Here is a 16376-nt window from a genome sequence, read left to right as displayed (position 1 = left end):
CCGTGTCAGACGGCTCGCCGGTCCGTATCAGCACCATACGGCCATCTCCGCGCAGCCGGGTGCTGGACCCACCGGCTGCACAGGTGGTACAACCGCGGTGGCGGCCGTCGGCACGGCATCACGGCCGGCGCCCGCCAGTGTTCAGCGGAAGGTGGCCGGCATGCGAACCAGCGACGTTCCCGGACCGGACAACGGCGCCACGGGCTGCGACCGTTTGTCAGCGAGCGCATCACGCCGGACGCAGGCGTTAGCTCTCGCGCGATACTGCTCAATGTGACTGAATGTGATTGTGGTCTCTGCTCCGCGCACGCTGTCAGTGTGCCGGCGCCGCAGCATAGTGGCCGCCCGCCCAGCGCCGCCGGACCGGTGAAAACGCCCGGCCCGCTGGCGGCGCTGCACATCGCCGAGCACCCCCGCTGAGATGCCGATCGACGTCGATGCGGCGCTCGGCGCTGAGGTCCGCGCAGTCGAATTCTCATGGACCCCCAGCGACGTCCAGCTCTACCACCTGGCTCTGGGAGCCGGCGCCGACCCGACCAACCCACGCGAGTTGCGCTATCTGATCGACCGCAACCCACAAGTGCTGCCGACATTCGCCTGTGTCGCGGCATCGTTTCACCAGGTCGAACCGCCGAAATTCAGCTGGCCCGGCGTCGAGATCGACCTGGCCGCAGTGCTGCACGCCTCCGAACAAGTCAGCGTGCCCGCACCGCTGCCGCCGTCGGGCAGCGCCCGCGTCATCAGCCGCATCGCCGAGATCTGGGACAAGGGCAAGGCGGCTGTTGTGGTGCTTGAGAATTCGGCCACCGCCTCAGACGGCACACCGCTGTGGACGCAACGAAGTTCGATCTTCGTCCGCGGCGAAGGCGGGTTCGGCGGGTCCCGGGGGCCATCGACATCGGATCCGGCGCCTGAGCGGGCACCCGACCTCGAGATCAAGCTGCCCGTGCTGCCGCAGCAGGCGTTGCTGTACCGACTGTGCGGCGATCGCAACCCGCTACACTCGGATCCCGAATTCGCTTCCGCTGCAGGCTTTCCGAAACCCATCCTGCAAGGGCTGTGCACGTATGGCATGACTTGCAAAGCCCTGGTTGATGCGATGCTGGACGCCGATGTGTCTTCGGTCTGCTCCTACCGGGCGCGGTTCGCTGGCGTCGCATTTCCGGGCGACACCCTCAAGGTCAGCGTCTGGAACGACGACACCCGGTTACTGGCCAGCGTCACAGTCCCTGCCCGCGATGATGCGCCGGTGCTATCCGGCGTAGAGCTGCTTCTGGCCCCGCAGCGACCGTAGCACCATGACGCCCATGTGGGGCCCCGGATTCCCCACCACTCCCCGGCTCGTGGACACCACCAATGACCGCGCGATGGCTTACACTCGCAGAGGCGGAATCGATTGTCGCCGACAGTCGGGTGTCACCGCTGACGAATGCCTAACTCGGGGTGAGAGCGTCTCTGGCTCATGTCGACTGATGTCACCAGCGGGCTGATCTGAGGACAGGCAGTGGAATTCAACCTCGCCCAGGTGTTCGCGGCGGTGGCGGCGGCCAACCCCGACAGGGACTGCATCGTCTATGGAGATCGGCGATTTACCTTCGCGCAGACCGACGAACGCACCTATCGCCTCGCTCAGGCGCTGCATGGGTGGGGGCTCGGCGCACACCGTGAACGATCGGAGCTAGCCGCACACGAGTCCGGTCAGAGTCATCTCGGCTTGTACATGACGAACTGCAATGAGTTCCTCGAGGGCATGGTGGGTGCCTATAAAGCCCGGGTCGCCCCGTTCAACGTGAACTATCGCTACGGGGTCCCCGAATTGGTGTACCTGCTCAGCAATGCCAGGGCGGACGCAGTCATGTATCACGCGCGCTTCGGCCCAACCCTGGCCGACGCGCTCGCTCAGCTGCCGCCGTTATCGCTGATCCACGTCGATGACGAGTCCGGGAACGATCCACTCCCGGGCGCGGTGCGCTACGAGGAGTTGCTGGCAGCTATGCCCGCCGAGCCGCTCGATCTTGCGCTGTCTCCCGACGATCTCTACGTGCTCTACACCGGTGGCACCACAGGGTTGCCCAAAGCTGTGTTGTGGCGCCAGCACGACATCTATCTGAACGCTATGGGCGGGCGGCTTTTCGGTTCCGGCGAAATGGTCAAAAGCCTCGGCGAAATCGTTGCGCGGTCGCGACCTGAGACACCGGGTTCGATGACGGTGGCACCGCTCATGCACGGCGCGGCCCAGTGGGCGGCTTTCATCAACCTGCTTGGCGGCCGGACCTTTGTCATGCCCGCGACAACAGGTCATTTCGATCCTGCGGCGGCTTGGGCGCTGGCAAGCCGGGAACGCGTCATGTCGCTCTCGTTCGTCGGCGACGCCTTCGGCCGACCGTTACTCGATGAACTGGAGTCCGGCAACTACGACTTGTCGGCGCTGATGTTTCTGTTAACCGGCGGCGCCACGCTGAGCGCTGGGGTCAAACAGCGGTTCATCGAGCTCCTGCCGCACGTGACGATCCTGGACGCCGGCGGATCCTCGGAGACCGGCCCGCAAATGGGCCAGACGTCCAGCCGTGCGCAGCCGGCGACCGGACGCTTCGCCCCGAATCCGGGTGCGGTGGTGGTCAGCGCAGACATGACCCGGATATTGCGGCCTGGCGACGACGAGGTGGGCTGGCTGGCTCAGCAAGGCCTCATTCCGTTGGGCTACCTGGGTGACCCGGAGAAAACGGCCCGGACCTTTCCGGTTATTGAAGGCATCCGGCATTCCGTCCCCGGCGACCGGGCCCGCTGGCACCCCGACGGCCATATTGAGCTGCTGGGCCGCGATTCGGTGACGATCAATTCGGGGGGCGAAAAGATCTTCGCCGAAGAAGTTGAAGCCGCCATCGCGTATCACCCCGCGGTCTACGACGTTGTCGTAGTGGGCCGGCCCAGCATCCGGTGGGGAAGCGAAGTCGTAGCGCTGGTCCAGTTAGCTGACGGCGCCCGCGCCGAGGCTGACGAGATCATCGCCGAAGCAGCCCGGCATATTGCCCGTTACAAACTTCCCAAGGAAATAGTCTTTTGCACACGCATACAACGCTCACCATCGGGCAAAGCGGATTACCCTTGGGCGAAAGCTCAAGTCGCAGCGTTGAGTGCTCATCGCCCGGCGTAGCGGCGGTGTCGGGCCGCGTTTTGTGGGCGGCCTGCGGATGCACGCCCGTCGTGCGATATCCAACCCCGTCACAATGACGGCTTATCCCCCGCCAGCATGCGGCGCAGCCGCCGAACCTGGTGCCAGGGAATCACGATCATCGCCGCGGTGGCGAACCCGGCGAGCCCGTAACCGGTCCACGCCGCACCGTCCCGGCCGATAGCCATCAGGTAAGTCGCCGCCGCGACGGCGACTAAAGCAGCTCCCATCGTGCCGAGAAGAGCGAGCGTGCCCCGCAACCAAATTCGATCCACTGCCGCATCGGATAACGTGGCTGCCGGCCCGAACGTGGTCAGTCTCTCCGTGCGGGCCTGATCGACCATGACAGGCTCCGCCAGATACGGCGAGCCGCCCAGTCGCTGAGTCGCTGCACGCGCTCCCGGCGGCCGGGCCGGTGAGGGGTGCTCCCACGTGGTGCGGCGGGCACGCAGCAACATCGGGACGGCGCCCAGGATGACCAGTGTGGACACCACGATGATGGCGTAGAGCACCGGCGGCGTATGCGCATTGCCCGACGAGGTGTGAAATCCGCGCCCGAGATCGACCAACGCCACAATTGCCGCTACGCTCACGCCGACCAGCAAAAGCCATACCACAGCACAGACGCCGATGAGGACTCGGTCGGTGGTGTTCAGCGACATGCTGCCCCACCCGCGTCCGACTGCGGAGGTCCTGTCGACCATCAGCAACTCGTTTGGGGCTGGTCGTTGTTGTTGGATGACAACACGGTTCCGTCGCTGGTGGTGATCGAGCAGTTGAGTTTGCTCAGCCGCAGCAGACTGGAGGCTTCCACCGAACCGATCTCGGACTGCGAGATCGGCGTCAGGGTGAGCGACCACGAGATATACGCATTGCGCTGGGTCCGGCGCTGCCCGGAAGCGTCGATATAGGTGATCGTGATGACGTCGAAGGGCGCTTTGGTGCCGGTCACCGAGTAGGTGACCTGACGCGGCCCGACCGGAGTGGTGGTGGTCGGCGGGGGGGCCGCGACGGTCGACGTCGCCGGCGGCGCGGGTGCGGGCGCCGGAGGCGGTGCCGCTTCAGGCGGAGGCGGCGGCGGCGCTGTCGTCGTGACAGTCACCGTCTCGGGCGGGGGCGGCGGCGGGGGCGGCGTACTCGGCGGCGGGGGCGGCGGAGGCGGCGGCGGTGTGGTGGTGGTGATCTCGTCCTGCACCGGCGGCGTGGATACCGGCGCGGTGCCCGGGGTGGCAAGTTTCTGGGTGTCGGTGCGGGCAAACAGCAGTGACACCGAGACCACCAGCGCGATTGCAGCCACGATCGCCGCTACGCCGACGACCCACGGCCAGCGCGGGGTGGTTCGCTCATCCTCAAACTCGATCGCGTCGTCGTAGTGGTCGTAGTCGTAGAGGCGGGGATCGACCGGGACATAGGGACCACTGGTGAAATGCTCGGACTCGGGAGCCGAATAGGCCTGCGAGTAGAACTCGGTTTGGCCGGTCCCAGCCTCCGGCGCGTCGTCGATGGACTCCGGTTCGTCGCCCGGCTCGCTGCCCAGGTCCAATTCGTCGCTGGGCTCACTGCCGGGTTCCAGTTCTTCCGATTCTGGTCCTGGGTGATTAGGCCCGCTCATGTTCGCCTGTCCTGTTCGACTACATCACTAGCACGCGGCCGCGCCGCGCACACCTCGATGTTTCTCATTGTGCCTCGGCAACCCTATCGAACCAGTCGCGACAGGGCGGTTTCGGCGGACTGGCCGCCGACCGGCCAACGCCCTGATTGGGGCCTCCGTGCCGACGATGCGGGCCGAGTTGTCCACCACGATACCGGGCATCGCAGAGCAGTCGGCTGTGGTCAGTGCTTCTCGGGACCGACGTAGTACTCGAAAACCAGCCCGGCCGCCGAGCTGAGGATGAACACCACGCCGGCAACAATCAACCATGGCAACCATAACGCGATGCCCACCGCAGCAACTGAGCCGGACAGCGCGACCAGGATCGGCCACCAGCTATGCGGGCTGAAGAACCCCAATTCTCCTGCGCCATCACTGATCTCGGCGCCCTCGTAGTCCTCGGGCCGGGTGTCGAGGCGGCGGGCGACGAAACGGAAGAAGGTGGCCACGATCAGCGCCATACCGCCGGTCAGAGCCAGCGCGGTGGTGCCGGCCCACTCCACACCGCCGGTGGCGAACATCGCCGTCAGCACACCGTAGAGCGTCGCGGTCAGGATGAAGAAAACGGCCACAAACTCAAACAGCCTGGCTTCGATCCGCATAGATGTTCCTACCTAATTGCTGGGCTGACCTGCTCGCCGCGACGGGTTTCGAACGGGTGCGTGGTGACCGCGACCGGGGACTGGTGGATCGCTTGCAGGGCCTGCGCGTTGGTTTTTCCCGCGATGCGTTGTTGCAGGTAAGCCTTGAAATCATTGGGTGCCACCACCCGGACCTCGAAGTTCATCATCGAGTGATATGTGCCGCACATCTCGGCGCAGCGCCCGACGAACGCCCCTGTCTTGGTGATTTCAGCGACCTGGAAGGTGTTCACTGAGTGGTTCGCCGCGGGATCGGGAAACACGTCACGCTTGAACAGGAACTCTGGCACCCAGAATGCATGCACAACGTCCACCGAGGCGAGATGAAACTCGATGCGTTTGCCGGCGGGCAGCACCAGCACCGGGATCTCGGTGCTGGTCCCCAGGGTCTCGACCTTGTCGAAGTTGAGGTAGGTGCGGTCGGCGGTGTTGAGCCCGCGCACCGGACCAACGAGTTCTTCGCCGTGTTTGTCTTTGCCTTCCGGCTTGGAGGCCATCGCATGTTTGCGCGCCAGATCAGCCCCGTCGTATGTCAGGGTGCCGTCTTTGAAATCGACCTTCCGATAGCCGAACTTCCAGTTCCACTGAAACGCTGTCACATCCACGACGACCTCGGGGTCAGAGGTCATGTGCAGCATCTTCTCCTGCACCACCACAGTGAAGTAGAACAGCACCGAGATGATGAGAAAAGGTATGACCGTGAGCACCAGCTCCAGCGGCAAGTTGTAGCCGAACTGGCGGGGCAATTCGGTGTCGGTTGCTTTTTTGCGGTGAAATGCCGAGGACCAGAAGATAAGGCCCCACACGAGGGCTCCGACCACGAGAGAGGCGATCACCGCGCCGATCCATAACTGCCGGTTGATGTCGGCTTCGGGGGTGATCCCTTTCGGCCAGCCGATGCCCAGCACTTCCGACCAGCTGCACCCGCTGACGGTGAGCATCAGAACCCACAGCGTCGCGGCCAGCCCCAGCAGCCGAAGCCGGCGTGAACCCGGACGAAAACCTCCATGCAGGCCACCCAAACGTCCTGGCCGGCGAGGTGTCACGTTGGCGCCTCCTGTGTCACACGCTGGGCCGACGTGGGTCGCCGGCTGAGCCAAACGTCGAATACTACGCAGCGTAGACCACGCCGCCCGGGCCGGTGACGACGCGGGCCGGGTTAACGGCTCCGCACAGCAGCCCTCAGCCCCGGCCGGGTGCGGCATACTGGGGCGTCGTGTGTGGACTGCTGGCCTTCGTGAGCGCTACGTCCGGCCAGGAGGCTTCCGGTCGTGGCCCCGATATCGCTGAAGCGGTCGCGCGGGCATCCCGCTTGATGCGCCACCGCGGGCCCGACGAGCTCGGCACGTGGAGCGAGGCCGGTGCGCGGCCCGCCGTGGTGCTGGGCTTCAACCGGCTGGCCATCATCGATATCGCGCACTCGCATCAGCCGCTCCGCTGGGGACCCCCCGAGGCGCCCGACCGCTACCTGCTGGTGTTCAACGGCGAGATCTACAACTACCTGGAGTTGCGCGACGAGCTGGCGACGGGCTACGGCGCCGCGTTCGCCACCGATGGCGACGGTGAGGCCATCGTCGCCGCCTACCACTACTGGGGCACCGGCGCCTTGGCGCGGTTGCGCGGAATGTTCGCGTTCGCGTTGTGGGATACGGTTACCCGTGAACTGTTCTGCGCCCGAGATCCTTTCGGGATCAAGCCGCTGTTCTTCGCGACCGGCCCCGGCGGCACCGCGGTGGCCAGTGAAAAAAAATGCCTGCTTGATTTGGCCGACGTGCTCCACCTCGACGGCGCGATTGACCGCAGAGCGCTGCAGCACTACACCGTGCTGCAGTATGTGCCCGAACCCGAAACGCTGCACCGGGGCGTGCGCCGGTTGGAATCGGGTTGCTACGCACGGATTCGACCGCACCAACCTCAGCCGCAGATCACTCGCTACTTTGTGCCCCGATTTGCCGCCGAACCGTTCACCCGGGACAGCGAGCAGGCGCGATACGACCAGATCACTGCGGTCCTGGAAGACTCGGTCGCCAAGCACATGCGCGCGGATGTCACCGTCGGCGCGTTTCTGTCCGGCGGCATCGACTCCACCGCGATCGCGGCGCTGGCCATCCGGCACAATCCGCGGCTGATCACGTTCACGACCGGTTTCGAGCGTGAAGGCTTCTCCGAAATCGACGTCGCGGCGGCCTCCGCGGAAGCCATCGGCGCCCGGCACATCGCCAAGGTGGTCAGCCCGAGCGAGTTCGTCGCTGCGCTGCCCGAGATCGTCTGGTATCTCGATGAGCCGGTGGCCGACCCCGCGCTGGTGCCGCTGTTCTTTGTGGCCCGAGAGGCCCGCAAGCACGTCAAAGTAGTCCTTTCCGGAGAGGGCGCCGACGAACTGTTCGGCGGATATACCATTTACCGAGAGCCCTTGTCGCTCAAGCCTTTCGATTACCTGCCTGGGCGGCTGCGACGCATGGTGGGCGCCCTATCCAAACCGTTGCCCGACGGGCTGCGCGGCAAGAGTTTGTTGCACCGCGGTTCGCTGACGCTCGAACAGCGGTACTACGGCAATGCCCGCAGTTTCTCCGACGAGCAGCTGCGGCAGGTGCTGCCCGGGTTCCGGCCGGAATGGACCCACACCGATGTGACGGCGCCGCTGTACGCACAATCGGCCGGCTGGGATCCGGTGGCCCGCATGCAGCACATCGATTTGTTCACCTGGCTGCGCGGCGACATCCTGGTCAAGGCTGACAAGATGACGATGGCCAACTCACTAGAGCTGCGGGTGCCGTTTTTGGACCCCGAAGTGTTCGCCGTGGCGTGCCGCTTGCCGGTGAACGCCAAGATCACGCGCAGCACGACCAAGTACGCGCTGCGGCGCGCGCTGGAGCCGATCGTGCCCGCCCATGTTCTCCACCGGCCCAAGCTCGGGTTCCCGGTGCCCATCCGGCACTGGCTGCGCGCCGGGGAGCTGCTGGAGTGGGCGTATGCCACAGTGGATTCCTCGCAGGCGAATGATCTCGTCGACATCGCCGCAACGCGTCGGATGCTCGACGAACATCGTTGCGGCGCTGCAGATCACAGCCGCCGGCTATGGACGGTGCTGATTTTTATGCTGTGGCACGCGATCTTCGTCGAGCACAGCGTGATACCGCGGATCACCGAGCCGCAGTATCCGGTGCAGCTGTGAGTCTCCGTGCCGGCGACGATCACATGCGGTGCGCGTCTGTTCGCCTACGGTAGGGTCGCGGCGATCTCGGCGGCCGCCTGCTGGCCGTAGGCGCCCGCCAGCCGGGTCAGCGCGGCCTCGCGGTCCCACTGCCATTCCTGGGTGCCGCTGGATTCCAGCACCAACACCGCGACAAGTGAGCCGAGCTGTGCCGAACGCTCCAGGCTCAGACCCGCGCTGCGCCCGGTGAGAAAGCCGGCGCGGAACGCGTCACCGACACCGGTGGGATCAACCTGGCCCTTCTCGGGAACCACGTCAACGTGAACGGTATGACCGGCGGGCTCGACCAGATCCACGCCTTTGGGGCCGAGCGTGGTGACCCGCAGCCCGACCTGCGCCATCACATCGGCTTCCGACCAGCCGGTCTTGCTCAGCAACAAATCCCATTCATAGTCGTTGGTGAACAGGTAGGTGGCCCCATCGATAAGCTTGCGGATTTCGTCGCCGCTGAGCCGGGCCAGCTGCTGGGACGGGTCGGCGGCGAAGGCCAGCCCCAGTTTGCGGCACTCCTCGGTGTGCAAAAACATCGCCTCCGGGTCGTTGGCCCCGATGACCACCAGCTCCGGGGTGCCCAGCGCCGACACTACTTGGGCCAGCGAAATATCGCGGGCCTGCGACATCGCACCGGGATAAAACGACGCTATCTGCGCCATATCCAGATCGGTGGTGCAGATAAAACGCGCGGTATGCGCGGTGGTGGAGATCAGCACGTGTTCACAGTTGACGCCGTGGGCCTCCAACCATTCGCGGTAGTCGGCAAAATCGGTGCCGGCGGCGCCGATCAGCGCGACATCACCGCCGAGCACCCCGATCGCATAGGCGATATTCCCGCCGACACCACCGCGATGGATCACCAAGTCGTCGACCAAAAAGCTCAGTGACACCTTGTGCAGGTGATCGGCTAACAGCTGTTCTGAGAACCGCCCGGGAAACCGCATTAAATGGTCAGTGGCAATCGAACCGGTCACCGCGATCGTCACGAACTATCCGCCCTTCATTCATAAGCTCGTCTATCTAAGCGTACGCGGGTTGCGCCGCGCTATGGTGACGGCCAGCGGCTGGTGGTGCGCTAGCCTGCCTAGAGCACTCACGCCGGAAGCGAGTGCTGTTGGCGACAGCCGCCAGTCGCCCCGTCCACCACCATAGGAGAACCACCATGCCCGCTCCGCACCCGCGCAACCGCGGTGTCGGCGCCGGCGGGCCGCCCTCCACTACCCCGCCTCCCGGCCAGCGCGCGATCAACCAGCCCGGGTACCCCGGCACGTCGGCGCCGGGGACCCCATCCCCGTCGGGCCCCTATCCGGGGAGGCCGCTGCCCCCACCCCTGCCCTATCCCAAACACCAGCGCCGGCGACTGATCGTCGGCGCCGTGCTGACCTTCGCCCTGATCGCCGTGATGACGGTCGGGATCGGGTACGGCACCCGTGCGACCAGGTCGGCCACCGGACCCGCACTGTCCGACGCGATGGCCAAAACGGCGATCCAGGGCTATCTGGACGCTTTGGAGCAGCGCGATCTCGACACCATCGCCCGCAACACGCTGTGCGGTATCTACGACGCCGTCCGCGACCGCCGCTCTGACCAGGCGCTAGCCAAACTCAGCAGCGACGCGTTTCGCAAGCAGTTCTCCAAAGCCGAGGTGACCTCGATCGACAAGATCGTGTACTGGTCGCAGTATCAGGCCCAGGTGTTGTTCACCATGCGGGTAACACCCGCGACCGGCGGCCCGGCACGCGGGGGGGTGCAAGGACTCGCGCAGGTGCTACTGCAACGCAACCACGTGCTGGTGTGCTCGTATGTGCTTCGTACCGCGGGAACGTATTAGCGGGTTTTCGCGCCTCAGTTGAACGAATCGCCGCAGGCGCAGGACCCGGTGGCGTTCGGGTTGTCGATCGTGAAGCCCTGCTTTTCGATGGTGTCGACGAAATCGATCGACGCGCCCTGCAAATACGGGGCGCTCATGCGGTCGACCGTCAAGGTCACACCGCCGAACTCCGCGGTCAGGTCGCCGTCGAGCCGGCGGTCGTCGAAGAAGAGGTTGTAGCGCAGACCGGCGCACCCACCCGGTTGCACGGCGATACGCAGCGTCAGGTCGTCGCGTCCCTCCTGGTCCAGCAGAGACTTCGCCTTGGCGGCGGCGGCCTCGGTCAGGGTCACGCCGTGAGTCGTGGCGGTCGACTCGCCCGGAACAGTCATTGCGTCTCCCTACGTGTTCCTACGTGCCATCCATACGTTCGTGGCCGGGTCTGCTCAGCGCGGCAAACCCACTGCATCAACGGTACCCTGTCATGTCGCTATTCCCGAGTCGCGCCGCCACCTGTGACGCCAATCCCATCAGCTGGTTGGCCGCATCTGCCAGGGCCAGCCGGACCGAACCGGCGTAGTCGGCAAGGGCGTAGGCGGCCAACCCGGCTGCGCGCAGCGCGGTGTCGTCCAGCACGACTTGCCCGGCCAGCACCAGCACCGGAATATGCCGCGCCCGCGCGGCACTCGCGAGCGCTCCGACCACCTTGCCGTGCAGCGACTGCTCGTCTAACCGGCCCTCCCCGGTGATCACCAGGTCAGCCGCCGCAAGATCCTGGGCCAGGCGGGTGTGCTCAGCGACTATCGCGGCGCCGGATTCACACCGGCCGCCCAACGCCAACAGCGCCGCCCCGATACCCCCGGCCGCGCCCGCCCCCGACACCGCACTGACGGCCCGCCCGGCAGCGGTGTCCAGCTGGACGGCCCACAGCGTAAGCCGCCGTTCGAGCTCGGTGACAGCGCGGGCATCAGCGCCCTTCTGCGGCCCGAAGACCCGGGCCGCACCCCAGGGCCCCAGCAGCGGATATTCCACATCGCAGGCGCCGATCAGCTCCACTTCCGCCAGCCGCCGGCGGCCCGCGGCCAAGCCGCCCAGCTCGTCGACCAGCCCCCGCCCACCGTCGGTACAGGCACTGCCGCCGAGTCCGAGCACAATGCGTTTCGCTCCGGCGTGCAGAGCGGCCACCAGAAGCTGGCCGACACCGCGGCTATGGGCGGACAGGGCCGTCTCGGGGGTGGCCGGTCCGCCCAGACGGCCCAGACCGCAGGCCTGGGCGCATTCCAGATAAGCCGTGGCCGTGTCGGTGTCGAACAACCACTCGGCGTCGACGTCGGTGTCCAATGGTCCGCACACCCGCGCCCGGCGCAGCTCGCCGAACCGACTGGAAAGCACCGCCACGAAGCCCGGGCCACCGTCAGATTGCGGGGCGATGGCCAGTAGATCCCCGCGCCGCGCCCGATCCCAGCCCGCCGCGATGGCGGCGGCGGCTTCGACGGCGGTCATGCTGTCGCCGTAGCAATCCGGGGCGATGAGCACCCGCAGCACCGGCTTGCGGGCATCCGCGAGCCCGATGCCGGCAGCAGCCGTCTTCGGGGCGCCGACGCCGTTCATCTCAGCAAGCGTAGGACCGGCCACGCTGCGCTGCATGCCCGACCGTGACACGTGGCGACGGTCGCGAAGTACCCTGACGACTGTGAAACTGCTGGGCCGTAGGAAGGCTGACGGCGACGAGGCGCAACGAGACGGTGGTGCTGACGCATCGGTGACCGCCCCGGGCATCGAGTCGACATCTGCCGCCCGGCGCAAATCACGTACCACCGCGCCCAAAGGGCGTCCCACCCCGAAACGCAGCGACGCTGCCAGACGCCGCGGCCCGCTGCCACCGGCGCCCATGACCCTCGCCGAGGCACGGGCACGCCGTAAGTCGCTGGCCCAACCCAAACTGAGCCGCGCGGAACGCCGAGCGGAAAGGGCACGACAGCGGGCCCAGATGGCACAGCGCCGGGAGCGCATGATGGCCGGCGACGAGGCCTATCTGCTGCCACGCGACCGGGGCCCGGTACGCCGATTTGTCCGCGATGTGGTGGACGCTCGCCGCAACGCGCTGGGATTGTTCATGCCGTCGACGCTGGCACTGCTGTTCGTCATGGTCGCCGTCCCGCAGCTGCAGGTCTACATGTCGCCCGCCATGATGGTCCTGATGATCATCATGGTGGTCGACGGGATCGTCTTAGGTCGCAAAGTCAGCACACTGGTCGACGCGAAATTCCCGGACAATACCGAAAGCCGGTGGCGACTCGGCCTGTACGCGGCCAGCCGGGCGTCCCAATTGCGCCGGATGCGGGCACCCCGGCCTCAGGTCACCCGCGGCGCCAGTGTCGGGTAACTACCGGAAAGCTGGCTGACCCACCGTGCGAACCCTGGTACTGGGCGGGATCAGGTCAGGCAAATCCCAGTGGGCAGAGGCAGCCCTCGCCGAGTCGCTGCCGCCCGGACAGGCCGTGCGCTACCTGGCGACCGGCTCGCCCGTCCTCGATGATGCCGCATGGTCGCAGCGGATCGCCGAGCACCGCGGCCGGCGGCCCGAGCACTGGGTGACAGTTGAAACCGACGACATCGCTACGGAATTACGGCAGTCACCGGACACTCCCACATTGATCGACGATGTGGGCGCCTGGCTGACCGCCACTCTGGACCGCCACCGCGCTTGGGACACTGGATCGGTGGCGGTCGATGTCGAGGAGCTGGTCGCGGCAGTGCGGGCGTTTCGCTCCACGCTGATGCTGGTCAGCCCGGAGGTTGGGATGACGGTGGTGCCCGCCACCGCGGCCGGCCGCCGATTCGCCGACGAACTAGGCGGGCTCAACCAGCGGCTCGCCGCCCTGTGCGAGCGGGTGGTATTGCTGGTGGCCGGCCAGCCGGTGCCGATTAAGCCGGGGATCAGATGAAGTTCCCACCTGTGCTCCCGCCCGACGCGGGCACCGCCGCTGCCGCCCGGGCACGGCAAGACGCGCTGACAAAGCCGCGGGGCGCCCTGGGCCGGCTCGAGGATTTGTCGGTGTGGGTCGCCGCGTGCCAAGGACGCTGTCCACCAAGGCAATTCGAACGTTCACGGATTGTGGTGTTCGCCGGTGACCACGGGGTCGCCCGGTGCGGGGTGTCTGCCTACCCGCCGCAAGTGACGGCCCAGATGGTCGCCACCATCGACGCGGGGGGTGCGGCGATCAACGCGCTGGCCGGTGCCGCCGACGCGACGGTTCGGGTGGTGGATCTGGCCGTGGACGCCGACCCGCTGTCAAAACACATTGGTGCTTACAAAATTCGCCGCTCCAGCGGAAACATCGCCAAAGAGGATGCGCTCACCGACGATGAGGTCGTCGGCGCGGTCGAAGCGGGCCGGCGAATCGCCGACGAGGAAGTCGACACCGGAGCGGATCTTCTCATCGCCGGTGATATGGGAATCGGAAACACCACTGCCGCAGCGGTTCTGGTTGCATCGCTCACCGATACCGAACCAGTCGCCGTGGTCGGCCGCGGGACCGGGATAGACGACGCCGGGTGGGCCCGCAAAACAGCCGCGGTGCGCGATGCGTTGTTCCGGGCACAATCGGTGCGCCCGGACCCCGTCGGGTTGCTGCGCTGCTGCGGCGGGGCGGACCTGGCCGCGATGGCCGGCTTTTGCGCGCAGGCGGCGGTCCGGCGCACACCTCTGCTGCTGGACGGGACGGCGGTGACGGCAGCGGGGCTGGTCGCCGAGCGCTTGGCGCCGGGTGCGCGGCAGTGGTGGCAGGCCGGACACCGTTCTCCTGAACCGGCTCACCAGCTTGCGCTGGCCGCTCTCCAGCTGGATCCGATCCTGGACCTGCGGATGCGCGTGGGCGAGGGCACCGGCGCCGCGGTGGCGCTGCTGGTGCTGCGGGCAGCGGTGACCGCGCTGTCATCGATGGCCACGTTTTCCAGCGCGGGAGTGTCCAACCGTGATGACGGCCCCGGAGCTGAATCTCGGTGATCCGTTCACTCGCAACAGCTTTAGCGTTCGAAACCGTCGTTCCCGTGCGGGGGGCCCACCCGCTTGGCCGCGGTGCTTTGACCGCGCTGCCGGTGGTCGGCGCGGCGCTGGGCGGGCTGGCGGCGGCCGTCGCGTGGGCTGGCGGACTGGTGTTCGGCCCGGCCAGTCCACTGTCCGGACTGCTCGCGGTCGCCGCAGTGCTGGCCGTGACCCGCGGACTGCACATCGACGGTGTGGCCGACACCGCCGACGCACTGGGCTGCTACGGGCCGGCGCCCCGCGCGCTCGCGGTGATGCGCGACGGGAGGGCCGGGCCGTTCGGCGTGGCTGCTGTCGTGTTGGTGATCACGCTGCAGGGGCTGGCTTTCGCCGCGCTGAGCGCGGCCGGGATCACGGTCGCCGTCTGGGCCGGCCGGGTCGCTGCGGTGCTGGCGTGCCGCCGCTCGGTGCCTGCTGCCCAGGGCAGCATCCTCGGCGCGCATGTCGCCGGCACCCAGCCCGGCCCGGTGGTGGCGGCCTGGGTGGGGGTGCTGGTGACCGCCTCGCTGGCGGCGGGCCCGCGGCTGTGGCAAGGGCCGTCGGCGGTGCTGCTGGCGCTGGCCTGCGGCCAGGTGCTGGTCGGGCACTGCGTGCGCCGATTCGGCGGTATCACCGGTGACGTGCTGGGCGCGGCGATCGAAACGACGACGACGGTGTGCGCGCTGGTCCTGGTCGGGCTGGCGCGGTTCTAACGCGTGGCCACCACGAGCCCGGGGGTGCCGGCGTCAGCCCAGCCGCGCCATCCAGCCGTGGGTGTCGACGAAGGTGCCCCGCTGGATTCCGGTCAAGGTGTCGCGCAGCGCCATCGTCACTTCACCCGGTTCCCCGTCGGCGATGGTGAACTCGACATCACCGTATTTGACCCGCGACACCGGGGTGATGACGGCGGCGGTGCCGCAGGCGAACACCTCGGTGATCTCGCCTGAAGCGGCCTTCTTCTGCCACTCTTCGATGTCGATCTTGCGTTCCTCGACACCGATAGCCGCGTCGGTTGCCAACTGCAGCAACGAATCCCGCGTGATACCGGGCAACAGCGAACCGGACAGCTCCGGAGTGACCAGCCGCGCGGAAGCACCGCTGCCGAACACGAAGAAGATGTTCATCCCGCCCATCTCCTCGATGTAGCGGCGTTCGACGGCGTCCAGCCACACCACTTGGTCGCAACCATTCTCAGCGGCCTGAGCCTGGGCCACCAGCGATGCGGCATAGTTGCCGCCGAACTTGGCCGCGCCGGTGCCGCCCGGGGCGGCCCGCACGTACTCGGTCGACACCCACACGCTGACCGGCCTGATGCCGCCTTTGAAGTACGCACCAACCGGTGATGCCATCAGCAAATAACGGTATTGCTTGGCTGGGCGCACCCCGAGTCCGGGCTCGGTGGCGAAGATGAAAGGCCGCAGATATAGCGCCGCTTCCCCACCGGGCGCCGGCACCCACGCCTTGTCCACCGCGATCAGCTGACGCAACGATTCCAAAAACAGCTCGTCGGGTAGTTCCGGAATCGCGATGCGGCGAGCCGACGATCGCATCCGGGCCGCGTTTGCGTCAGCGCGAAACGACACGATCGATCCGTCGGCCCATCGATATGCTTTGAGCCCTTCGAAGACTTCTTGCGCGTAGTGCAGCACGATCGCCGAGGGATCCAGCTCGATCGGCCCGTAGGCCATGACCCGCGCGTTATGCCACCCCTCGCCGTCGGTGTAATCGATCGACACCATGTGGTCGGTGTGGTATTTGCCGAAACCCGGGTCCGCCAGAATCGATTCGCGTACCTCGTCGACCGTCGGGTTTGCGGTAGGCGAAACCGTGAACTCGAGCAGGCCGCTGGTCATCCAGCGATTGTAGC

16 protein-coding genes are annotated in these 16376 nt (G+C 66.8%); 8 read left to right on the top strand and 8 right to left on the bottom strand.

The window, feature by feature from the left end; all coding sequences use genetic code 11:
* The first annotated feature begins 421 nt into the window (after positions 1–421).
* Both chsH3 and G6N08_RS14295 read left to right on the top strand, forming a co-directional pair.
* Positions 422–1294, top strand: a complete 873-nt coding sequence (chsH3, locus tag G6N08_RS14300; RefSeq protein WP_163758323.1) for an enoyl-CoA hydratase ChsH3 — start codon at positions 422–424, stop codon at positions 1292–1294.
* Positions 1295–1504: 210 nt separating this feature from the next.
* Complete coding sequence (locus G6N08_RS14295; protein WP_163758321.1) at positions 1505–3154, top strand: acyl-CoA synthetase; 1650 nt, start codon at positions 1505–1507, stop codon at positions 3152–3154.
* A gap of 68 nt (positions 3155–3222) precedes the next feature.
* Here the strand turns inward: G6N08_RS14295 and G6N08_RS14290 are convergent, their stop codons facing one another.
* The 4 genes from G6N08_RS14290 to ctaC all read right to left on the bottom strand — a co-directional run bounded on the left by G6N08_RS14290 (position 3223) and on the right by ctaC (position 6510).
* A complete protein-coding gene (locus G6N08_RS14290; protein WP_163758319.1) occupies positions 3223–3876 on the bottom strand; it encodes a DUF2561 family protein in 654 nt (217 codons plus the stop codon).
* The gene (locus G6N08_RS14285; RefSeq protein ID WP_163758317.1) at positions 3876–4784 is read right to left on the bottom strand and encodes an MmpS family transport accessory protein; all 909 of its coding nucleotides are present in this window, start codon (positions 4782–4784) and stop codon (positions 3876–3878) included. Before G6N08_RS14285 ends, G6N08_RS14290 begins: the two co-directional genes overlap by 1 nt.
* A 221-nt stretch (positions 4785–5005) precedes the next feature.
* Positions 5006–5425 (bottom strand): cytochrome c oxidase subunit 4, encoded by a 420-nt coding sequence (locus tag G6N08_RS14280; protein ID WP_163758315.1) that lies wholly within the window; start codon positions 5423–5425, stop codon positions 5006–5008.
* An 8-nt stretch (positions 5426–5433) separates the two neighbouring features.
* A complete protein-coding gene (ctaC, locus tag G6N08_RS14275; protein WP_371869030.1) occupies positions 5434–6510 on the bottom strand; it encodes an aa3-type cytochrome oxidase subunit II in 1077 nt (358 codons plus the stop codon).
* Positions 6511–6680: 170 nt separating this feature from the next.
* On the opposite strand from ctaC, the gene asnB reads away from it, so the two are divergent.
* Positions 6681–8639 (top strand): asparagine synthase (glutamine-hydrolyzing), encoded by a 1959-nt coding sequence (gene asnB, locus G6N08_RS14270; RefSeq protein ID WP_163758313.1) that lies wholly within the window; start codon positions 6681–6683, stop codon positions 8637–8639.
* Between the two features lie 44 nt (positions 8640–8683).
* Here asnB and G6N08_RS14265 read toward each other — a convergent pair whose 3' ends face one another.
* Positions 8684–9658, bottom strand: coding sequence for a carbohydrate kinase family protein (locus tag G6N08_RS14265; protein WP_163758311.1), 975 nt, complete (start codon positions 9656–9658; stop codon positions 8684–8686).
* Positions 9659–9834: 176 nt separating this feature from the next.
* Here G6N08_RS14265 and G6N08_RS14260 point away from each other — a divergent pair, with 176 nt between their 5' ends.
* Positions 9835–10503, top strand: a complete 669-nt coding sequence (locus G6N08_RS14260) for an Rv0361 family membrane protein (RefSeq protein ID WP_163758309.1) — start codon at positions 9835–9837, stop codon at positions 10501–10503.
* Positions 10504–10517: 14 nt separating this feature from the next.
* Here the strand turns inward: G6N08_RS14260 and G6N08_RS14255 are convergent, their stop codons facing one another.
* Both G6N08_RS14255 and G6N08_RS14250 read right to left on the bottom strand, forming a co-directional pair.
* Positions 10518–10874: a HesB/IscA family protein gene (locus G6N08_RS14255; RefSeq protein ID WP_163758308.1), complete on the bottom strand. Its 357-nt coding sequence runs from the start codon at positions 10872–10874 to the stop codon at positions 10518–10520.
* 76 nt (positions 10875–10950) lie between these two features.
* Positions 10951–12024 carry a glycerate kinase family protein gene (locus G6N08_RS14250; RefSeq protein ID WP_246216847.1) on the bottom strand — a complete coding sequence of 358 codons (1074 nt, stop codon included), beginning with the start codon at positions 12022–12024 and terminating at the stop codon, positions 10951–10953.
* A gap of 220 nt (positions 12025–12244) precedes the next feature.
* Between G6N08_RS14250 and G6N08_RS14245 the strand changes: the two genes are divergently transcribed.
* From G6N08_RS14245 to G6N08_RS14230, 4 genes are read left to right on the top strand one after another with little or no spacing between them, the layout of a single operon-like run.
* Positions 12245–12868 carry a DUF3043 domain-containing protein gene (locus G6N08_RS14245; RefSeq protein WP_246216846.1) on the top strand — a complete coding sequence of 208 codons (624 nt, stop codon included), beginning with the start codon at positions 12245–12247 and terminating at the stop codon, positions 12866–12868.
* Between the two features lie 25 nt (positions 12869–12893).
* Positions 12894–13430 (top strand): bifunctional adenosylcobinamide kinase/adenosylcobinamide-phosphate guanylyltransferase, encoded by a 537-nt coding sequence (locus G6N08_RS14240; RefSeq protein WP_163758302.1) that lies wholly within the window; start codon positions 12894–12896, stop codon positions 13428–13430.
* Positions 13427–14491 (top strand): nicotinate-nucleotide--dimethylbenzimidazole phosphoribosyltransferase, encoded by a 1065-nt coding sequence (gene cobT / locus G6N08_RS14235; RefSeq protein WP_163758300.1) that lies wholly within the window; start codon positions 13427–13429, stop codon positions 14489–14491. Before G6N08_RS14240 ends, cobT begins: the two co-directional genes overlap by 4 nt.
* Positions 14488–15222: an adenosylcobinamide-GDP ribazoletransferase gene (locus G6N08_RS14230; RefSeq protein ID WP_163758298.1), complete on the top strand. Its 735-nt coding sequence runs from the start codon at positions 14488–14490 to the stop codon at positions 15220–15222. The genes cobT and G6N08_RS14230 overlap by 4 nt, the downstream gene beginning before the upstream one ends.
* A gap of 33 nt (positions 15223–15255) precedes the next feature.
* Here the strand turns inward: G6N08_RS14230 and G6N08_RS14225 are convergent, their stop codons facing one another.
* The gene (locus G6N08_RS14225) at positions 15256–16362 is read right to left on the bottom strand and encodes a branched-chain amino acid aminotransferase (RefSeq protein ID WP_163758295.1); all 1107 of its coding nucleotides are present in this window, start codon (positions 16360–16362) and stop codon (positions 15256–15258) included.
* Positions 16363–16376 lie beyond the last annotated feature (14 nt).

The organism is Mycobacterium botniense (genome assembly GCF_010723305.1).
GTDB classification, from domain to species: domain Bacteria; phylum Actinomycetota; class Actinomycetes; order Mycobacteriales; family Mycobacteriaceae; genus Mycobacterium; species Mycobacterium botniense.
The sequence above is the reverse complement of the archived record's forward strand: the minus strand, read 5'-3'. Positions and strand labels throughout refer to the sequence as shown.

Bases quoted from the DNA above. Each gene is read 5' to 3' on its own strand.
- chsH3 (WP_163758323.1), top strand. From the start codon at position 422: ATGCCGATCGACGTCGATGCGGCGCTCGGCGCTGAGGTCCGCGCAGTC.
- G6N08_RS14290 (WP_163758319.1), bottom strand. From the start codon at position 3,876: ATGGTCGACAGGACCTCCGCAGTCGGACGCGGGTGGGGCAGCATGTCG.
- G6N08_RS14285 (WP_163758317.1), bottom strand. From the start codon at position 4,784: ATGAGCGGGCCTAATCACCCAGGACCAGAATCGGAAGAACTGGAACCC.
- G6N08_RS14280 (WP_163758315.1), bottom strand. From the start codon at position 5,425: ATGCGGATCGAAGCCAGGCTGTTTGAGTTTGTGGCCGTTTTCTTCATC.
- G6N08_RS14260 (WP_163758309.1), top strand. From the start codon at position 9,835: ATGCCCGCTCCGCACCCGCGCAACCGCGGTGTCGGCGCCGGCGGGCCG.
- G6N08_RS14255 (WP_163758308.1), bottom strand. From the start codon at position 10,874: ATGACTGTTCCGGGCGAGTCGACCGCCACGACTCACGGCGTGACCCTG.
- cobT (WP_163758300.1), top strand. From the start codon at position 13,427: ATGAAGTTCCCACCTGTGCTCCCGCCCGACGCGGGCACCGCCGCTGCC.
- G6N08_RS14225 (WP_163758295.1), bottom strand. From the start codon at position 16,362: ATGACCAGCGGCCTGCTCGAGTTCACGGTTTCGCCTACCGCAAACCCG.